This window comes from Catellatospora vulcania, from assembly GCF_009720385.1.
Taxonomy (GTDB): Bacteria; Actinomycetota; Actinomycetes; order Mycobacteriales; family Micromonosporaceae; genus Catellatospora; species Catellatospora vulcania.
Window position 1 is genome coordinate 1 of sequence record NZ_ML769302.1, and the last position, 15,308, is coordinate 15,308.

Annotated in this window: 16 protein-coding genes and 1 tRNA gene; 3 read left to right on the forward strand and 14 right to left on the reverse strand. The window is 69.7% G+C overall.

The window, feature by feature from the left end:
• From F6W97_RS04235 to F6W97_RS04265, 7 genes are all read right to left on the reverse strand, one after another.
• Window positions 1-533: GTP-binding protein (locus F6W97_RS04235; RefSeq protein ID WP_196278974.1), on the reverse strand; the 533-nt coding region annotated here is incomplete at its 3' end.
• Window positions 533-1,459 carry a sulfate adenylyltransferase subunit CysD gene (cysD, locus tag F6W97_RS04240; protein WP_155368844.1) on the reverse strand — a complete coding sequence of 309 codons (927 nt, stop codon included), beginning with the start codon at window positions 1,457-1,459 and terminating at the stop codon, window positions 533-535. The genes cysD and F6W97_RS04235, both read right to left, overlap by 1 nt.
• 61 nt (window positions 1,460-1,520) lie before the next feature.
• A complete protein-coding gene (locus F6W97_RS04245) occupies window positions 1,521-2,300 on the reverse strand; it encodes a 3'(2'),5'-bisphosphate nucleotidase CysQ (RefSeq protein ID WP_155368845.1) in 780 nt (259 codons plus the stop codon).
• A complete protein-coding gene (locus tag F6W97_RS04250) occupies window positions 2,300-3,943 on the reverse strand; it encodes a sugar transferase (RefSeq protein WP_155368846.1) in 1,644 nt (547 codons plus the stop codon). The genes F6W97_RS04245 and F6W97_RS04250 overlap by 1 nt, the downstream gene beginning before the upstream one ends.
• Window positions 3,944-4,067: 124 nt before the next feature.
• On the reverse strand, window positions 4,068-4,664 hold the full coding sequence (gene pth, locus F6W97_RS04255) for an aminoacyl-tRNA hydrolase (RefSeq protein ID WP_155369501.1): 597 nt from the start codon (window positions 4,662-4,664) through the stop codon (window positions 4,068-4,070).
• A 76-nt stretch (window positions 4,665-4,740) separates the two neighbouring features.
• Window positions 4,741-5,379, reverse strand: a complete 639-nt coding sequence (locus F6W97_RS04260; RefSeq protein WP_155368847.1) for a 50S ribosomal protein L25/general stress protein Ctc — start codon at window positions 5,377-5,379, stop codon at window positions 4,741-4,743.
• A 404-nt stretch (window positions 5,380-5,783) separates the two neighbouring features.
• On the reverse strand, window positions 5,784-6,764 hold the full coding sequence (locus F6W97_RS04265) for a ribose-phosphate diphosphokinase (RefSeq protein ID WP_144122138.1): 981 nt from the start codon (window positions 6,762-6,764) through the stop codon (window positions 5,784-5,786).
• Window positions 6,765-6,991: 227 nt separating this feature from the next.
• Between F6W97_RS04265 and F6W97_RS04270 the strand changes: the two genes are divergently transcribed.
• Window positions 6,992-7,231 (forward strand): LuxR C-terminal-related transcriptional regulator, encoded by a 240-nt coding sequence (locus tag F6W97_RS04270; protein WP_144122137.1) that lies wholly within the window; start codon window positions 6,992-6,994, stop codon window positions 7,229-7,231.
• Window positions 7,232-7,293: 62 nt separating this feature from the next.
• On the opposite strand, the gene glmU is transcribed toward F6W97_RS04270, so the two are convergent.
• From glmU to F6W97_RS04285, 3 genes are all read right to left on the reverse strand, one after another.
• On the reverse strand, window positions 7,294-8,724 hold the full coding sequence (glmU, locus tag F6W97_RS04275; RefSeq protein WP_330164953.1) for a bifunctional UDP-N-acetylglucosamine diphosphorylase/glucosamine-1-phosphate N-acetyltransferase GlmU: 1,431 nt from the start codon (window positions 8,722-8,724) through the stop codon (window positions 7,294-7,296).
• Window positions 8,725-8,760: 36 nt separating this feature from the next.
• Window positions 8,761-8,832, reverse strand: a tRNA-Gln gene (locus F6W97_RS04280).
• Window positions 8,833-8,856: 24 nt separating this feature from the next.
• On the reverse strand, window positions 8,857-9,558 hold the full coding sequence (locus F6W97_RS04285) for a helix-turn-helix domain-containing protein (protein WP_155368848.1): 702 nt from the start codon (window positions 9,556-9,558) through the stop codon (window positions 8,857-8,859).
• Between the two features lie 136 nt (window positions 9,559-9,694).
• Here F6W97_RS04285 and F6W97_RS04290 point away from each other — a divergent pair, with 136 nt between their 5' ends.
• Together F6W97_RS04290 and F6W97_RS04295 are read left to right on the forward strand one after the other, a co-directional pair.
• Window positions 9,695-10,684, forward strand: coding sequence for an acyl-CoA desaturase (locus tag F6W97_RS04290; protein ID WP_155368849.1), 990 nt, complete (start codon window positions 9,695-9,697; stop codon window positions 10,682-10,684).
• 131 nt (window positions 10,685-10,815) lie between these two features.
• Window positions 10,816-11,421, forward strand: coding sequence for a TetR/AcrR family transcriptional regulator (locus tag F6W97_RS04295; protein WP_230686486.1), 606 nt, complete (start codon window positions 10,816-10,818; stop codon window positions 11,419-11,421).
• Window positions 11,422-11,424: 3 nt separating this feature from the next.
• Here the strand turns inward: F6W97_RS04295 and F6W97_RS04300 are convergent, their stop codons facing one another.
• From F6W97_RS04300 to F6W97_RS04315, 4 genes are all read right to left on the reverse strand, one after another.
• A complete protein-coding gene (locus tag F6W97_RS04300) occupies window positions 11,425-11,919 on the reverse strand; it encodes a DUF4383 domain-containing protein (protein WP_155368851.1) in 495 nt (164 codons plus the stop codon).
• 50 nt (window positions 11,920-11,969) lie between these two features.
• The gene (locus F6W97_RS04305) at window positions 11,970-12,431 is read right to left on the reverse strand and encodes a DUF4383 domain-containing protein (protein ID WP_155368852.1); all 462 of its coding nucleotides are present in this window, start codon (window positions 12,429-12,431) and stop codon (window positions 11,970-11,972) included.
• Between the two features lie 84 nt (window positions 12,432-12,515).
• Window positions 12,516-14,315, reverse strand: coding sequence for an ABC-F family ATP-binding cassette domain-containing protein (locus F6W97_RS04310; RefSeq protein WP_155368853.1), 1,800 nt, complete (start codon window positions 14,313-14,315; stop codon window positions 12,516-12,518).
• Window positions 14,316-14,323: 8 nt separating this feature from the next.
• Entirely contained in the window at window positions 14,324-15,280 is a 957-nt protein-coding gene (locus tag F6W97_RS04315; protein WP_155368854.1) for a 4-(cytidine 5'-diphospho)-2-C-methyl-D-erythritol kinase, read from the reverse strand.
• Window positions 15,281-15,308 lie beyond the last annotated feature (28 nt).

The window sequence follows — 15,308 nt, forward strand, 5'->3', positions numbered from 1 at the left end:
GTGAATTCGTCGACGATGCGGTCGTAGACGGCCTGGTCGAAGTCGACGAGGTCCATCTTGTTGACGCACAGGACCAGGTGCGGCACGCGCAGCAGCGAGCACAGGAACGCGTGCCGGCGTGACTGCTCGACGATCCCCTTGCGCGCGTCGACCAGGACGAGGGCCAGGTCGGCGGTGGAGGCGCCGGTGACCATGTTGCGCGTGTACTGGATGTGGCCGGGGGTGTCGGCGATGATGAACTTGCGCCGCGGCGTCGCGAAGTACCGGTACGCGACGTCGATGGTGATGCCCTGCTCCCGCTCGGCCCGCAGACCGTCGGTCAGCAGCGCGAGGTTGGTGTACTCGTCGCCACGGGCAGCGCTGACGGCCTCGACGGCTTCGAGCTGGTCCTCGAACAGCGACTTGGTGTCGTACAGCAGCCGGCCGATCAGCGTGCTCTTGCCGTCGTCGACCGACCCGGCCGTCGCGAAGCGCAGCAGGTCGACCCTGGCCTCCGAACGGGCCTCGGCCACGGGCTCAGCAACAGCGGTCATCAGAAGTACCCCTCACGCTTGCGGTCTTCCATCGCCGCTTCACTGACCTTGTCATCACCACGGGTCGCGCCACGCTCGGTCACCCGGGTCGCGGCGACCTCCGCGATCACCTTCTCCACCGTGTCGGCCTCCGAGGCCACCGCAGCGGTCAGCGTCGCGTCGCCGACGGTGCGGTAGCGCACCCGGGCCTTGAACACGTTCTCGCCGGGCTTGGCCGTGATGAACTCGTTGACCGCGAACAGCATCCCGTCCCGGCTGACCACTTCACGCTCGTGCGCGTAGTAGATCGACGGCAGCGGGATCTCCTCCCGCGCGATGTAGTGCCAGATGTCCAGCTCGGTCCAGTTCGACAACGGGAACACCCGAATGCTCTCGCCCGGGTGATGACGACCGTTGTAAAGCGACCACAGCTCCGGCCGCTGGTTCTTCGGATCCCACTGCCCGAACTCGTCCCGGAACGAGAACACCCGCTCCTTGGCCCGCGCCTTCTCCTCATCCCGGCGCGCACCACCGAACAGCGCGTCGAACCGGTACTTGTCCACCGCGTCCAGCAGCACCGGCGTCTGGATCCGGTTACGGGACCCACCTGCGGGCTCCGTGACCAGCCCGCGCGCGAGAGCCTCGGGAACCGACGCGACGATCAGCTGCAGGCCGAGTTCCTGCACCCGGCGGTCGCGATATTCGAGCACCTCGGGGAAGTTGTGGCCCGTGTCGATGTGCATCACCGGGAAAGGGATCCGGCCCGGGGCGAACGCCTTCTGCGCCAGGCGCAGCATCACGATCGAATCCTTGCCACCCGAGAACAGCAGCACCGGACGCTCGAACTCCGCCACCACCTCCCGCATCACGAAGACGCTCTCGGCTTCGAGAGCGTCGAGGTGGGAGACCCGGTACGCAGCCGGCTGCTCAGACGCAGGCTGGATCATATCCAGACCTTTCCTAGTGAATTACTCGGGAATCTACCGTACACGCGGTCGCGCTTGCCGATCAAGAATGCTGTGACACGGCCGACAGCAGGTCAGCGGCCAGATCGCGGCGGCAGACGATCAGATCGGGCAGGCTCGCGTCCGACTGGTTGTAGATCAGCGGGGAGCCGTCGATGCGGGAGGTGTGCAGGCCCGCCGCAGCGGCGACGGCGACCGGGGCCGCCGAGTCCCACTCGTACTGGCCACCGCCGTGGATGTAGGCGTCGACCTCACCGGTGACCACGGCGGCGATCTTCACGCCGGCCGAGCCCATCGGCACGAGCTGCGCGCCGACCTGCTCGGCGACCGCGGCCAGGAAGTACGGCGGGCGGGTGCGGCTAGTGGCGATGCGGATCGGGCCGCCCGCGGCGACCTGCGGGGACAGCGGCGGGTACGGCGCGGCCGGCTCGCTGCCGAGCACGCGCTGCTGCGCGGGCAGTCCGACGGCCCCGGCCGCGAGCACGCCGGTGGTCTCACCGGTGCGCCGCCACAGGGCGACGTGCACGGCCCAGTCGGCGCGGCCTTCCTCGCCGAACTCGCGGGTGCCGTCGAGCGGGTCGATGATCCACAGCCGGTTGGCGCTGAGCCGGGCCGGGTCGTCCACACCCTCCTCGCTCAGCACCGCGTCGGCGGGCCGCCAGCGGGACAGCTCGGTCATGAGCAGGTCGTGTGAGCGCTTGTCCCCGGCGGCCCGCAGTCCTGCGGGGTCGTCGAAGCCGAGTTCGTCACGCAGGGCGAGCAGCAGGTCGCCGGCCTGTCGGGCCAGCCATACGGCGAAGGCGCCGTCTTCCACCGGGGGCATCAGTACGCTCCAGAGCTACGGGCAACGGCGGTCAGCGTACGCAGGAGAATGAGCAGGTCCATGGACATTGACCAGTTCTCGACATAGCGGAGGTCCAACCGGACCGCCTCCTCCCACGGCAGGTCGGATCGCCCGGAGACCTGCCAGAGTCCTGTCATTCCGGGTTTCACCGCCAGTCTGCGGCGTACGTCGTCGGCGTACGCCGCGACCTCGCAGGGCAGCGGCGGCCGCGGCCCCACCAGTGACATCTGTCCCAGCAGCACGTTCAGCAACTGCGGCAGCTCGTCGAGTGAGTAGCGGCGCATCCATTTGCCCATCGCGGTCACCCGCGGGTCATCCCGGATCTTGAACAGCACTCCGTCGTGCTCGTTGAGATGCTTCAGCTCGGCCAGCCGCGCTTCGGCGTCGGTGTACATGGTACGGAACTTGAAGATGACGAACTCGCGCCCGTCCCTGCCGACTCTCACCTGCCGGAACAGGGCCGGTCCGGAGGAGTCGATGCGCAGCGCCATCGCGATCACCAGCAGCAGTGGCGCGGACATGACCAGCAGCAGCGCCGCCCCGGCCCGGTCCATCAGCTCCTTCATCACCCGGCTGCCGCCGGACAGCCGCGGATGTTCCACGTGCAACATCGGCAGCCCGTCCACCGGACGGATGGTGGTGCGGCCGCCGGCCACGTCGATCAGGGCGCTGGCCACGATCAGGTCGATCTCGTCGCGCTCCAGCTGCCAGGCCATCCGGCGCAGCGCGTGCCCGTCCAGCTCGGGGCAGCTGAGCACGATCACGGTGTCCGCGCCCGCGGCCCGCACGGCCGCCGCGACGTCGTCGAAGGTGCCGTACACCGGCAGGCCGACCCGGCCGTCGCTGCCCCGGGGCACGCACGCCCCGACTACCTCCAGGCCGTGGAAGCGCTCGCGGCACAGCTGCCGGTGCAGGCCGATGATGGCCAGCTCATGCCCGACCACGATGGTCCGGCGCAGGCACTCGCCGCGCTCGCGCCGCCGGTGCAGCGACTTGCGGATCACGAATCTGGTCAGCACCAGCGTCCCCGTCGCGGCGGGCAGCGCGATGAGCACGTACGAGCGGGCCGTGGGCAGTTCCAGGGCGTACGAGCCGACGGCCGCGGTCGCGATCAGCCACAGCCCGCCGCGCATGACCCGGTCGTACTCCTGCGTGCCGACGTACAGGTAACGCTTGTCGTAGGCCCTGGTCAGCGCCAGCGACGTGACGAGCGCGAACGGCAGCGCCAGGGACAGCAGGACGTAGGTGCTGGTGTACGGGGTGATCTCGGTGCCGAAGCGCAGCATGTAGACGAGCACGCCCGCGGCCGCGCCGACGAGCAGGTCCGAGCCGAGCAGCGAACGCAGGTACCGCTGCTCCCAGCCCTTGCGGCGGTCGAGCACCCGCATGGGCAGGCCGATGTGGGTGCTGCCCCGGTGCAGCGGGCGCCGGCTCGCGGCGGGGCGGTGCTGGGGCGTCTGCGGGCGTACCGCGACCAGGCCCACCGGCGCGGGGCTGAACGGCGCCGGACCGGCAGGGGTCGGCGTGGCGGTGTAGGACAGCGCCCCGGAGGCGTCGATGTGCCGATGGCGTTGCGGGTAGGGCCGCGGGCCGCGCCGATCGTCGTCTCGGCGCTGCTCCATGAATGCCCCCCGTCACCGACCCGGCGGCACCCGCGCAGACCTGCGGAAACCGGTCTGTGGCAGATGCGCCTGACGGTTACAACGCGAGAAAGGGGCAAATGTGACGGCGGGAGACTGTCCGGGATCAGGCGGTGTGGTACGTCTGCTGGGCCGCGGCCAGGCCGCCCTTGACGATCGCCTCGACCGCGTCCGCGGCCCGGTCCACCAGGAAGTCCAGCTCCTTGCGCTCCACCGAGGAGAAGTCGGACAGCACGAAGTCCGCCGGGTCCTGCCGGCCGGGCGGGCGGCCCACGCCGAAGCGCACCCGCACGTACTCCTTGGTGGCCAGCGACTTGGTCATCGAGCGCAGCCCGTTGTGGCCGCCCTCGCCGCCGCCGACCTTCAACCGCAGCTGCCCGTACGGGATGTCCAGCTCGTCGTGCACGGCGATGATCTGCTCCGGCGGCACCTTGTAGAACTGGCTCAGCGCCGCGGCGGGACCGCCGGACAGGTTCATGTAGGTCAGCGGCTTCACCAGCACCAGCCGAGGGGCGTCCACGCCGAACCCGAGCCGGGACTCGGCGACCTCGGCGACGGCCTTGCGGTGCCGGCCGAACTTCACGCCGGTGCGCTCGGCCAGCAGGTCGGCGATGAAGAACCCGACGTTGTGCCGGTTGCCGGCGTACTGCGGCCCCGGATTGCCCAGGCCCACGATCAGCCACGGTGCGGCCTGCTCCATCAACACTCCCCTGAATACGCTCGTGGCGTCCTTCACGCTCTCACAGCATGAAGGACGCCACGGTCGGACGCTAAAGCGATCAGGCCTCGGCGGCCACGGTCTCGGCAGCCTCGGCGGCCTCGGCCTCGGCCGACTCCGGCGCCTCGGCGGTCTCGCCCTCGAGCTGCTCGGCGGTCGGGGCCTGCGTCACGATGGCGACCATGGTGTCGGCGTCGACGGCCAGCTGCGAGCCCTTCGGCAGCGTGATGTCACCGGCGGTGATGTGCGTGCCGGCCTCGAGGCCCTCGATGGAGACCTCGACGAACTCGGGCAGGTGCAGCGCCTCGGCGATGATCGAGATCTTGTCGTGCTCGTGCATGACCAGCGTGCCCTTGGCGGCCTCGCCGACCAGGTGCACCGGCACGTCGACGGTGACCTGCTCGCCGCGCTTGACGATGATCATGTCGATGTGCTCGAAGGTGTCCTTCAGCGGGTCGCGCTGGATGGCCTTCGGCAGGGCCAGGGTCTTGGTGCCGTCGGGACCGACGAGCTCGAAGACGGTGTTGATGCCGCCGTGGCGGATGGCCGCGGCGAACTCACGAGCGGGCACGGCGATGTGGCGCGGGGCCTCACCGTGGCCGTAGATGACGGCGGGCACGAGGCCCAGACGACGGGTGCGACGGGCGCCACCCTTACCGAACTCGGTACGCGGCTCGGCGCTGATCTTTACTTCAGACACGATTCTTCTCCTGCTCAACGGGTCTCTGTCAGGCCGAGCGAACGAGGGCGCGCGGGGTAACCATGACCCGGAGCACCGCGTCGATCACGGCGCCATCAACAGGCTTTTCGACCCGCAGGGCACCCTCGCCGTGGCAACCCGATTACTGTACCCGATCACTTTCGGTGATCCCCGCCGGGGCGGCCCATGTCACCCCTGCTCCGGGTTTATCGGGCGAGCACCACACCCACCTGCCCCGCCATCCGGGGAACCGCCTCACCGCCGCCCGACACACGCCGTCCCGCATAGACGCTGGCCTATCACATCGAAAAATACGCGATCGAATTCGATGTGATAGGCCAACGTCTATCAAAAACGGGAGCTCGGACCCGGCGCGTGCGGCAGGACCGGTCGAAGCGGGCTCGTCAGCTGAGGCCGCCGAAGAGGGTGGTGACGGAGCCGTCGTCGAAGACCTCGCGGATCGCGCGGGCCAGCAGCGGGGCGATGGAGAGCACGGTCAGCTTGTCGAACTGCTTGTCCGAGCCCAGCGGGAGCGTGTTGGTCACGATGACCTCGCTGATGCGGCTGTTCTTCAGGCGCTCGGTGGCGGGGTCGGAGTGCACGGCGTGCGTGGTGGTCACGATGACGTCGGCCGCGCCGTTGTCGAACAGGATGTCCGCGGCCTTGCAGATCGTGCCCGCGGTATCGATCATGTCGTCGACCAGGATGCAGGTGCGCCCGGCGACCTCGCCGATGACCCGGTTCGCGACGACCTGGTTGGGCTTGAGCGGGTCGCGGGTCTTGTGGATGAACGCCAGCGGGCAGCCGCCGAGCCGGTCGGTCCAGCGCTCACCGACGCGCACCCGGCCCGAGTCCGGCGACACCACGGTCAGCTCGCGGTGGCCGTAGTTGGCCTGTACGTAGTCGGCCAGGATGTCCATCGCGAACAGGTGGTCCACCGGGCCGTCGAAGAAGCCCTGGATCTGGGCGGTGTGCAGGTCGACGGTGAGGATGCGGTTCGCGCCGGCGGTCTTGAGCAGGTCCGCGATGAGGCGGGCGGAGATCGGCTCGCGGCCGCGGTGCTTCTTGTCCTGGCGGGCGTACGGGTAGAACGGCAGCACCACGGTGATGCGCTTGGCCGAGCCGCGCTTCGCCGCGTCGATCATCAGCAGGGTTTCCATGATCCAGTTGTTCACCGGCTGGGTCATGGACTGGACGATGAAGGCGTCCGAACCGCGGACGGACTCCTTGTAACGGACAAACGTCTCACCGCTGGCGAAGTCGTACGCCGTCGTCGGGGTCACCCCCACGCCCAGCACCTCGCCGATCTCCTTCGCGAGCTCGGGGTAGGCCCGGCCCGAGAAGAGCATCAGGTTCTTGCGGTTCTCAGTGACGATGCTGCCCATCGGCTTGCCGCCCCTTCACGATGGTCTGCGGTCAGTATCACCTTTTCGGTTCATCCTCTCCCGGCGGTTCGCCAACCAGCCAGCAAGGCCGTTCCTGGGTGCGACAGATCACGGACAGATCGCTTGCCCCCGAGTTCACGCAGGTGACACCAGGGTGCCTTGCCCGGCCCCGACGCCGGGCGCTACCTTCGTAAAGCACAAGTGTCCGTACAGAAAGGCTGCACTCGATGGCCCGGGACCGGTCCGGAGAACCGACGCTCGTTCAGCGCCGGATCCTCCTGCTGCTCGCCGCAGGTTTCACCGTGCAGACGATCACCAAGCTGGTCTTCCTCAGCGAGCGCGCAGTGCACGACCACATCGCCAACCTCAAGCAGGCCACCGGCGCCAAGAACCAGTTCTCCCTCGGGGCGGAGGCCGCCAAGCGCGGCTGGCTCGAAGACGAGGACGAGCAGCCCGGCCGCCGCTGAACCGGCCCACGAAAAAGGCGCAACCCCCGCAGGGGTCGCGCCTTTTCCCATGTCTCGCGGGATCAGCCCTCTTCAGCGGCCGTCTGCTCGGCCGCCTCGGCCGCCTCGGCCGCCGCGCTGCCCGGACGGGACCGGCGCACCCAGCCCTCGATGTTGCGCTGGTGCGCCCGCGCCACCGCCAGCGCGCCCGGCGGCACATCCTTGTCGATCACCGAGCCGGCCGCCGTGTACGCCCCGTCGCCGATCCGAACGGGCGCCACGAACGTGGTGTCGCAGCTCGTCTTCACGTGCGAGCCGATCACGGTGTGGCTCTTCGTGCTGCCGCTGTAGTTCGCGAACAGGTTGCCCGCGCCGATGTTGGTCTGCTCGCCGATCGTCGCGTCACCGACGTACGTCAGGTGCGGAACCTTGGTGCCCTCGCCCAGCGACGCGTTCTTGATCTCGACGAACGTGCCGACCTTGCCCTTGCGGCCGATCCGCGCCCCCGGACGCAGGTACGCGTACGGGCCCACGGACACGTTCGGGCCGATCTCGGCCTGCACCGCGTGTGCCCGTACCACCTGGGCCTGCTCGCCCACGATGGTGTCGATCAGCGTCACGTCCGGGCCCACCACGGCGCCCGTGCCCACGCTGGTCGTCCCGCGCAGCTGCACGTTCGGCTCCAGCAGCGCGTCGCGCTCCACGGTCACCGTGGCGTCGACCCAGGTCGTGGCCGGGTCGACGATAGTCACGCCGTCGCGCATCAGACCGAGGTTGATCCGGTCACGCAGCAGCGCCCGCAGCGTCGCCAGCTCGGCCCGGTCGTTGCAGCCCAGCGTCTCGGTCGCGTCGGCCGCCAGGTGCACGCGCACCGGCGAGCCCTGCGTCACGAACAGCTCGAAGACGTCGGTGAGGTACTCCTCGCCCTGGTCGTTGTCGGTGGTCAGCTTCGCCAGCGCGGTCCGCAGCGCGGCCGCGTCGAAGGCGTAGATGCCCGCGTTGATCTCGCGGATCGCCCGCTGCTCCGGCGTCGCGTCGCGCTCCTCGACGATGCGGACCAGCCCGCCGTCGGCGTCGCGGACCAGCCGGCCCAGACCGGCCGGGTCCGGCACGGACGCGCCCAGCACGGTCGCCGCAGCCCCCGCCGACTCGTGCGCCTCGACGAGGTCCTGCAGCGTCTGCGCGCGCAGCAGCGGCACGTCGCCGTTGAGCACGACCACGGTGCCGTCCAGCTCGCCGAGCGCCTCGATCGCGATACGCACCGCGTGGCCGGTGCCGTTCTGCTGCGCCTGGAGTGCGGTCGCCACGTCGGGCGCGATCCCGGCGAGGTGCTCGGTGACCTGGTCGGCCCGGTTGCCGACGACGGCCAGGGTGCGCTGCGCGCCGAGCGGGGCGGCGGCGGCGAGCACGTGGCCCACCAGGGAGCGGCCGAGCAGTGGATGCAGCATCTTCGGCAGATCCGACTTCATCCGCTTACCCTCGCCCGCCGCGAGGACGATCACCGTACGAGTCACGAGCTGCCTAACGTCGATCCGAACACATAACTAAAGCTCGGCTGCCAGGGCTCGAACCTGGAAAGCGCGCTCCAAAGGCGCGAGTGTTGCCAATTACACCACAGCCGATCGGGTCGCCTGACAGCTTAGCGCCTACCCCGCCGCTGCCGGTCGCCCACTTCTGGCCAGCCCGTTCATCACACCTTCGATGAGCCAGTAGAGCTCACGGCCTCGTGGAACGGTGACCACGAGGCAGCCTCGGTACTCGACGCCCTGGTTGTGGCGGCCGGTCGACGGCGTATGCCGCTTCAGCGTCACGGAGCCGACGGCGCTTTCGGTCAGGTGCAACTGCTGCGCCCACCACGCCTGAACGACCGCCACCTCCGCCGACTCGTGAATGCTCAGCCGGTACCGGAGATCATGCCGGGATCGGCCGGTCGACTCGACGAACCTCAGGAACAGCTCCACCAGTACCAGGTCGCTGTTGGTGAAGGTGACCTGCCAGTCCGTCGGCCGCCATGGTTTGTGCTTGGCACCTTCGCTCCAGTAGAGCACTGCGCCCACCAGTAGCAACTCGCGCTCGGTGAGCCGCCCGACCTGCACAGCCGTGGTGTCGACTACCTCGAGGTGGCGCTCGTCGCGCTGCCGGCGGTGCGCTGACCATTGCGCGTCCGTCATGCGTTTCGAGTGCTCGCGCCGTCGTGCGACGCGTTCGTCCGTGTCGGGCAGAGGCACGTGACGCACCCAGGTGAACGCCGTCGACCGTGCCACGCCCAGCCGCGCCGCGATCTCCGGGACGGTCGAACCGGCCTCGCGCAGCGCTACCGCCTGCGCGCGCAGTTCCGCCTTGGCCATGCGGTGATTTTAGGACAGGCGTACGACGCTCCCGGAGGAATTTCTCAACAGGCGGCTCTGTCAAACTACGGTCCCGTAGGTTACGGTGTCGTAGGTAGTACAAACCATGCCTTCCACCCAGCTCCAGCGAGGTGCCATGACCACGACAGCCATCGACACGCCTACCGGCACCGCGGCGACTGCACGCGGACAGAAGCCACTGACCGAGGGGGCCCAGTCCAAGGGCACCTTGATCGGGCTCTGGGCCTTCGTGGTCCTGCCGTTCCTGGCGCTGTTCGCTGTGGTCCCGGTCGCCTGGGGCGGCTGGCTGAACGTCACCGACGTGGTCATCTTCGCGGTGATGTACGTGGTGACGGGGCTGGGCATCACCGTCGGCTACCACCGCTACCTGACGCACAGCTCGTTCAAGGCCACGCGCTGGCTGCGCGTGACGCTGGCGGTCTCCGGCGCGATGGCCGTGCAGGGCTCGCCGACCCAGTGGGTCGCCGACCACCGCCGTCACCACCAGTACTCCGACCTTGAGGACGACCCGCACTCGCCGTGGCGTTTCGGCAACTCCTTCAAGGGCCTGACCAAGGGCATGTTCCACGCCCACGTGGGCTGGCTGTTCGCCCGCGAGCTGTCCAACCGGGTCCGCTTCGCACCGGACCTGCTGGCCGACAAGGACATCGCCAAGGTCGACAAGCTGTTCGGCCTGCTGTCGCTGACCACCGCGTTCGCGCCGGCCGTCGTCGGCGGTCTGGTGACCTGGTCGTGGCAGGGCGCGCTGACCGCGTTCTTCTGGGCCGGCCTGGTCCGCATCGGCCTGCTGCACCACGTCACCTGGGCGATCAACTCGGTCTGCCACGTGTACGGCGAGCGCCCGTTCGAGATGCGCGAGGGCGACAAGGCCTCCAACTTCTGGCCACTGGCGATCCTGTCGTTCGGCGAGAGCTGGCACAACCTGCACCACTCGGACCCGACCAGCGCCCGGCACGGCGTGCTGCGCGGCCAGATCGACATCTCGGCCCGCGTGATCTGGTTCTTCGAGAAGTTCGGCTGGGCGACGAACGTCAAGTGGCCCAAGGCCGACCGGCTCAAGGCCAAGATGATCGACCGCGACGCCGAGCCCAAGCTGGCCCGGTGACCGTCGACACGACGGGCACACCATCGCCGCCCTCATCCTCCTGGCAGGATGGGGGCGTGGCAGACGACTCCCGTGACGCCCGGCCGGCCGGACGGCAGCCTGCACCGCCGAAGACCGGCTCACGGGTACGCATGAGCTTCTCTCAGCGCCGTGAGCAGCTGATCGCCGTGGGGCGGCAGCTTTTCGCCGAGCGCGGTTTCGACGCGACCTCGATCGAGGAGATCGCCTCCCGTGCCAAGGTTTCCAAGCCCGTGGTGTACGAGCACTTCGGCGGTAAGGAAGGCCTGTATGCCGTCGTGGTGGACCGCGAGGTCACCTCGCTGCTGAACCGGGTCACCTCCGCCCTGACCGCGGGGCATCCACGCGAACTGCTGGAGCAGGCGGCGCTGGCGCTGCTGGACTACATCGAGGAGGAGACCAACGGCTTCCGCGTGCTGGTGCGCGAGTCGCCGGTGATGTCCTCGTCGGGCAACTTCTCCTCGGTCCTCAACGACGTCGCGCACCAGGTCGAGCACATCCTCGGGGCCGAGTTCAAGACGCGGGGGTACGACCCGAAGCTGGCCGAGCTGTACTCGCAGGCGCTGGTGGGCATGGTGGCGCTGACCGGCCGCTGGTGGCTGGAGGTGCGCAAGCCGCGCAAGGAGACGGTGGCCGCGCACCTGGTCAACCTGTGCTGGAACGGTCTGGCCCAATTGGAGCCCAAGCCCGCCCTGCTGACCCGCAAGGGCGTCAAGTAGCCGCTACTTGTTGGCGTGCGGCTTGACGGCGAACTTGTCGCCGGGGCGGGTGCTGTGGCGCAGCACCTCTTCGGCGATGGACTCGGCCGGTGTGCCGACCTTGCCGTACATCCCGGCGATCAGCATGATCGTGCCGAGGATGAACGAGACCACGCAGGTGGAGATCTCGAAGTTGAGCTTGTTCGCCGGGGTCTGCATGACCGTCAACATGATGAGGCCGGCGAGCATGAAGACCGCGCCGCCGAAGATGTTGATGAAGTGGTCGATGTTGCGGCCGATGATGGCGCCGCCGAGCACGATCGCGCCGACGATGACGGACAGCCACGCGAACGCGGGGTTGGTCTTCAGCCCGAGTGCCTCGATGTCGGCGCGGCTGAAGAACGGTTCACCGGCGGTGCGGATGGCGCCGACGATGCCGAACACCAGCAGGTACGCACCCGACAGTCCCGCCAGGAAGCGCCACTGGGGCCTTAGTCGGTGATTGACCGGAAGATGCATGACCTCAGTGTCCCGCCGGGAGTGTCCCGGCGGGACCGTTTCACGGCAAATCAGGCCACGCCGACGCGGTGCTTCTCTTCCGCGGCGGCCTTGGCGGCCGGGCCGACCTTGACGTACATGCCGGCGGTGAACAGGACCGACCCGATGAGGTACGAGACGATGCAGGTCGCCATGGTGAAGTTGAGCACATTCGAGTCGGTGTGCATCAGCGCCAGCATCGCGGTGCCCACGAGCATGAAGCCGGCGCCGACCCACATGTCGACGAAGCGGTCCAGGTTGCGGCCCACCAGCGTGGCCAGCAGCACGACGGCCCCGGCGGCGATGCTCGCGTACGAGAAGGCGGGGTTGGTCTTCAGCCCGAGCGCGCTGGCCTCGCCCTGGTTGAGCAACGGCTCGCCCTGGCTGTCGAGGTAGCCGAGCACACCGAACGCCAGCACGAACAGCCCGGCGAGCAGGGCCAGCCCGCGGTAGAGCGGGCGAAGGGAGTGGTTGACGGGCATGTGGGAAGCCATGTCGCAGCTCCGGCGGGGACGAGGGGTCAGGGGAAGCGTGAGGTTATCAGGCCTCCCCTGACCCGCTTTCCGCCAGTGCGGGCGCTACTCGGAGATCAGCTCCGCGAGGTTGAGCCACTCGTCTTCGAGCAGCCCGCGCTCGTCCTGCAGCGCCTTGAGGCTCGCGTCCAGTTCGGCGATCTTCGCGAAGTCGGTGGCGTGCTCGGCCATCTGCGCGTGCACCTTCGCGACCCGCTGGTCGAGCTTGTCGATCTGCCGCTCGACCCGCGACACCTCTTTCTTCGCCGCGCGTACCTCGGCCGCGCTCGGCCCGCCGGTGCGTTCGGCCTTCAGCTCCTTGACCGTCGCCGACGAGGCCGCGACCCGGGCCGCATCGTGGTCGACGCGCTGCAGGTACTCGTCGACGCCGCCGGGCAGGTGCCGGATCTTGCCGTCGCCGAGCAGGCCGTACACCTTGTCGCAGACGCGTTCGACCAGGTAGCGGTCGTGGCTGGCGACGACCATCGTGCCGGGCCAGGTGTCGAGCAGGTCCTCCAGCGAGGCCAGGGTGTCGGTGTCCAGGTCGTTGGTCGGCTCGTCGAGGATCAGCACGTTCGGCTCACCGGCCAGCAGGCGCAGCAGCTGCAGCCGCCGGCGCTCGCCACCGGACAGGTCGGACACCGGGGTCCACACCCGGCGGTCGGTGAAGCCGAAGATCTCGGCCAGTTGCGACGCGGACAGCTCCCGGTCGCCGAGCTTGACCCGCCGCGCCACCTGCTCGACGGCCTCCAGCAGCCGCAGCTCGCCGGGCAGCTCCGCGAGCTCCTGGGACAGGAACGCGGGCCGCACCGTCTGGCCGGCACGGAAACCGGTCGCCTCGGTGACCCTCGCCAGCAGGCGCAGCAGCGTCGACTTGCCCGCGCCGTTCGCGCCGAGCAGCGCGATCCGGTCGCCGGGGCCGACGTGCCAGGTGACGTCGTCCAGGATCAGCTTCGGCCCGGCGTACAGGGTGACGTTCTCCAGGTCGTACACCTGGCGGCCGAGCCGGGCGGTGGCCAGTTTGGCCAGGGTGACCTGGTCGCGGGCCTCGGGCACGTCGGCGATGAGCGCGTTGGCGGCGTCGATGCGGAACTTGGGCTTCGAGGTGCGGGCCGGCGGGCCGCGGCGCAGCCAGGCGATCTCCTTGCGGAGCAGGTTCTGGCGGCGGGACTCGGTCACCGCGGCGACCCGCTCCCGCTCGGCGCGGGCCAGGATCCACGCGGCGAAGCCGCCGTCGTACGCCCGCACCTGGAGGTCGGCGACCTCCCAGATGCGGTTGCAGACCTCGTCGAGGAACCACCGGTCGTGGGTGACCACGATCAGCGCTCCGCGCAGGCTCTCGTTGAGGTAGCGGGCCAGCCAGTTGACGCCCGCGATGTCGAGGTGGTTGGTGGGCTCGTCGAGGATCAGCAGGTCGGTCGGGCGCACCAGCAGCGCGGCCAGCGCGATGCGCCGCCGCTCGCCGCCGGACATCGTGCCGACCGGCTGGTCCAGCCCGAGGCCCGGCATGCCGAGGCCGTCGAGGATGTGGCGGACGCCGGAGTCACCGGCCCACTCGTGCTCGGCCTCGAACGCGGCGGGCAGCCAGGCGTCGCCCAGCACCACGTCGCGCACGGTCAGGTCCGGGGCCAGGTCCAGCGCCTGTGGCAGCGCGGACACGCGCAGGTCGCGGCGGTGCGTGACGCGCCCGGTATCGGGGTCCTCGGCCTTGGTCAGCATCCGCAGCAGGGTCGACTTGCCCGCGCCGTTGAGGCCGACCACGCCGATCCGGTCCGCGTCGTCCAGCCCTAGGGAGACGTCGGTGAGCAGGGGGCCGGTCGGGCCGTAACCCTTGCTCACCCGGTCGAGATTGATGATGTTGGCCATGATGCTGGTCAGCCTATCCGGGCGCCGTGCACTGCTCCGTACGCCTGCTGCACCCCGCGGCACAGCCCCGACTCGCGCAGCGCTGCCGCGAGGTCGGCCCCGTGGGCCTCGTCACGGGCCAGGAAGACACAGGTCGGGCCGCTGCCGGAGACCAGGCTGGCCAGCGCGCCGGCCTTGTCGCCCACGTCGAGCGTGTCGGCCAGCGCGGGGCGCAGCGACAGCGCCGCCGCCTGCAGGTCGTTGCCGAGGACCGCGCCGAGCACCGCCGGGTCCCGCTGGCGCAGCGCGCTGAGCAGGTCGTCGCTGCTGTTCAGCGGGGCGGGTGCGGTGCCCGCGGCACGCATGCGGTCCAGCTCGCCGTACACCTGCGGGGTGGACAGGCCGCCGTCGGCGAACGCCACCACCCAGTGCCACCGGTTGGCGCGGGCCAGCACCGGGCTGACCGCCTCGCCGTGGCCGGTGCCCAGCGCGGTGCCGCCGTACAGCAGGAAGGGCACGTCGGAGCCGAGCGTCGCGGCGATCCGGGCCAGCTCGTCACGGCCCAGGCCGGTGCCCCACAGGGCGTCCAGCGCGACCAGGGTCGCGGCGGCGTCGGCGGAACCGCCGGCCAGGCCGCCCGCGAGCGGGATCGTCTTGCGCAGGTGCAGCCGGGCGTGGGCGGGCACCTTGGCGGTCGCGGCCAGCGCGTGCGCGGCGCGGATGATCAGGTTGCTGTCGTCGAGCTCCAGCTCACCGACGCCCTCGCCCTGCATGGTCAGGCTCAGCGTGTCCCCGGACCGCGCGGTGACCTCGTCGTAGACGGAGATGGCGTGATACACGGTGTGCAGCTCGTGGTAGCCGTCGGACCGCAGCGGGCCGACCCCGAGGTGCAGGTTGATCTTCGCGGGCACCCTCACCCGGACCGGCCCTGACGAGGCTCCCGCCAGGTCATCGTCGTCGTCGCCGAGCGTCCATGCCTCTGTCACGCCGACCAGCGTACTGGCCCCACCCCGA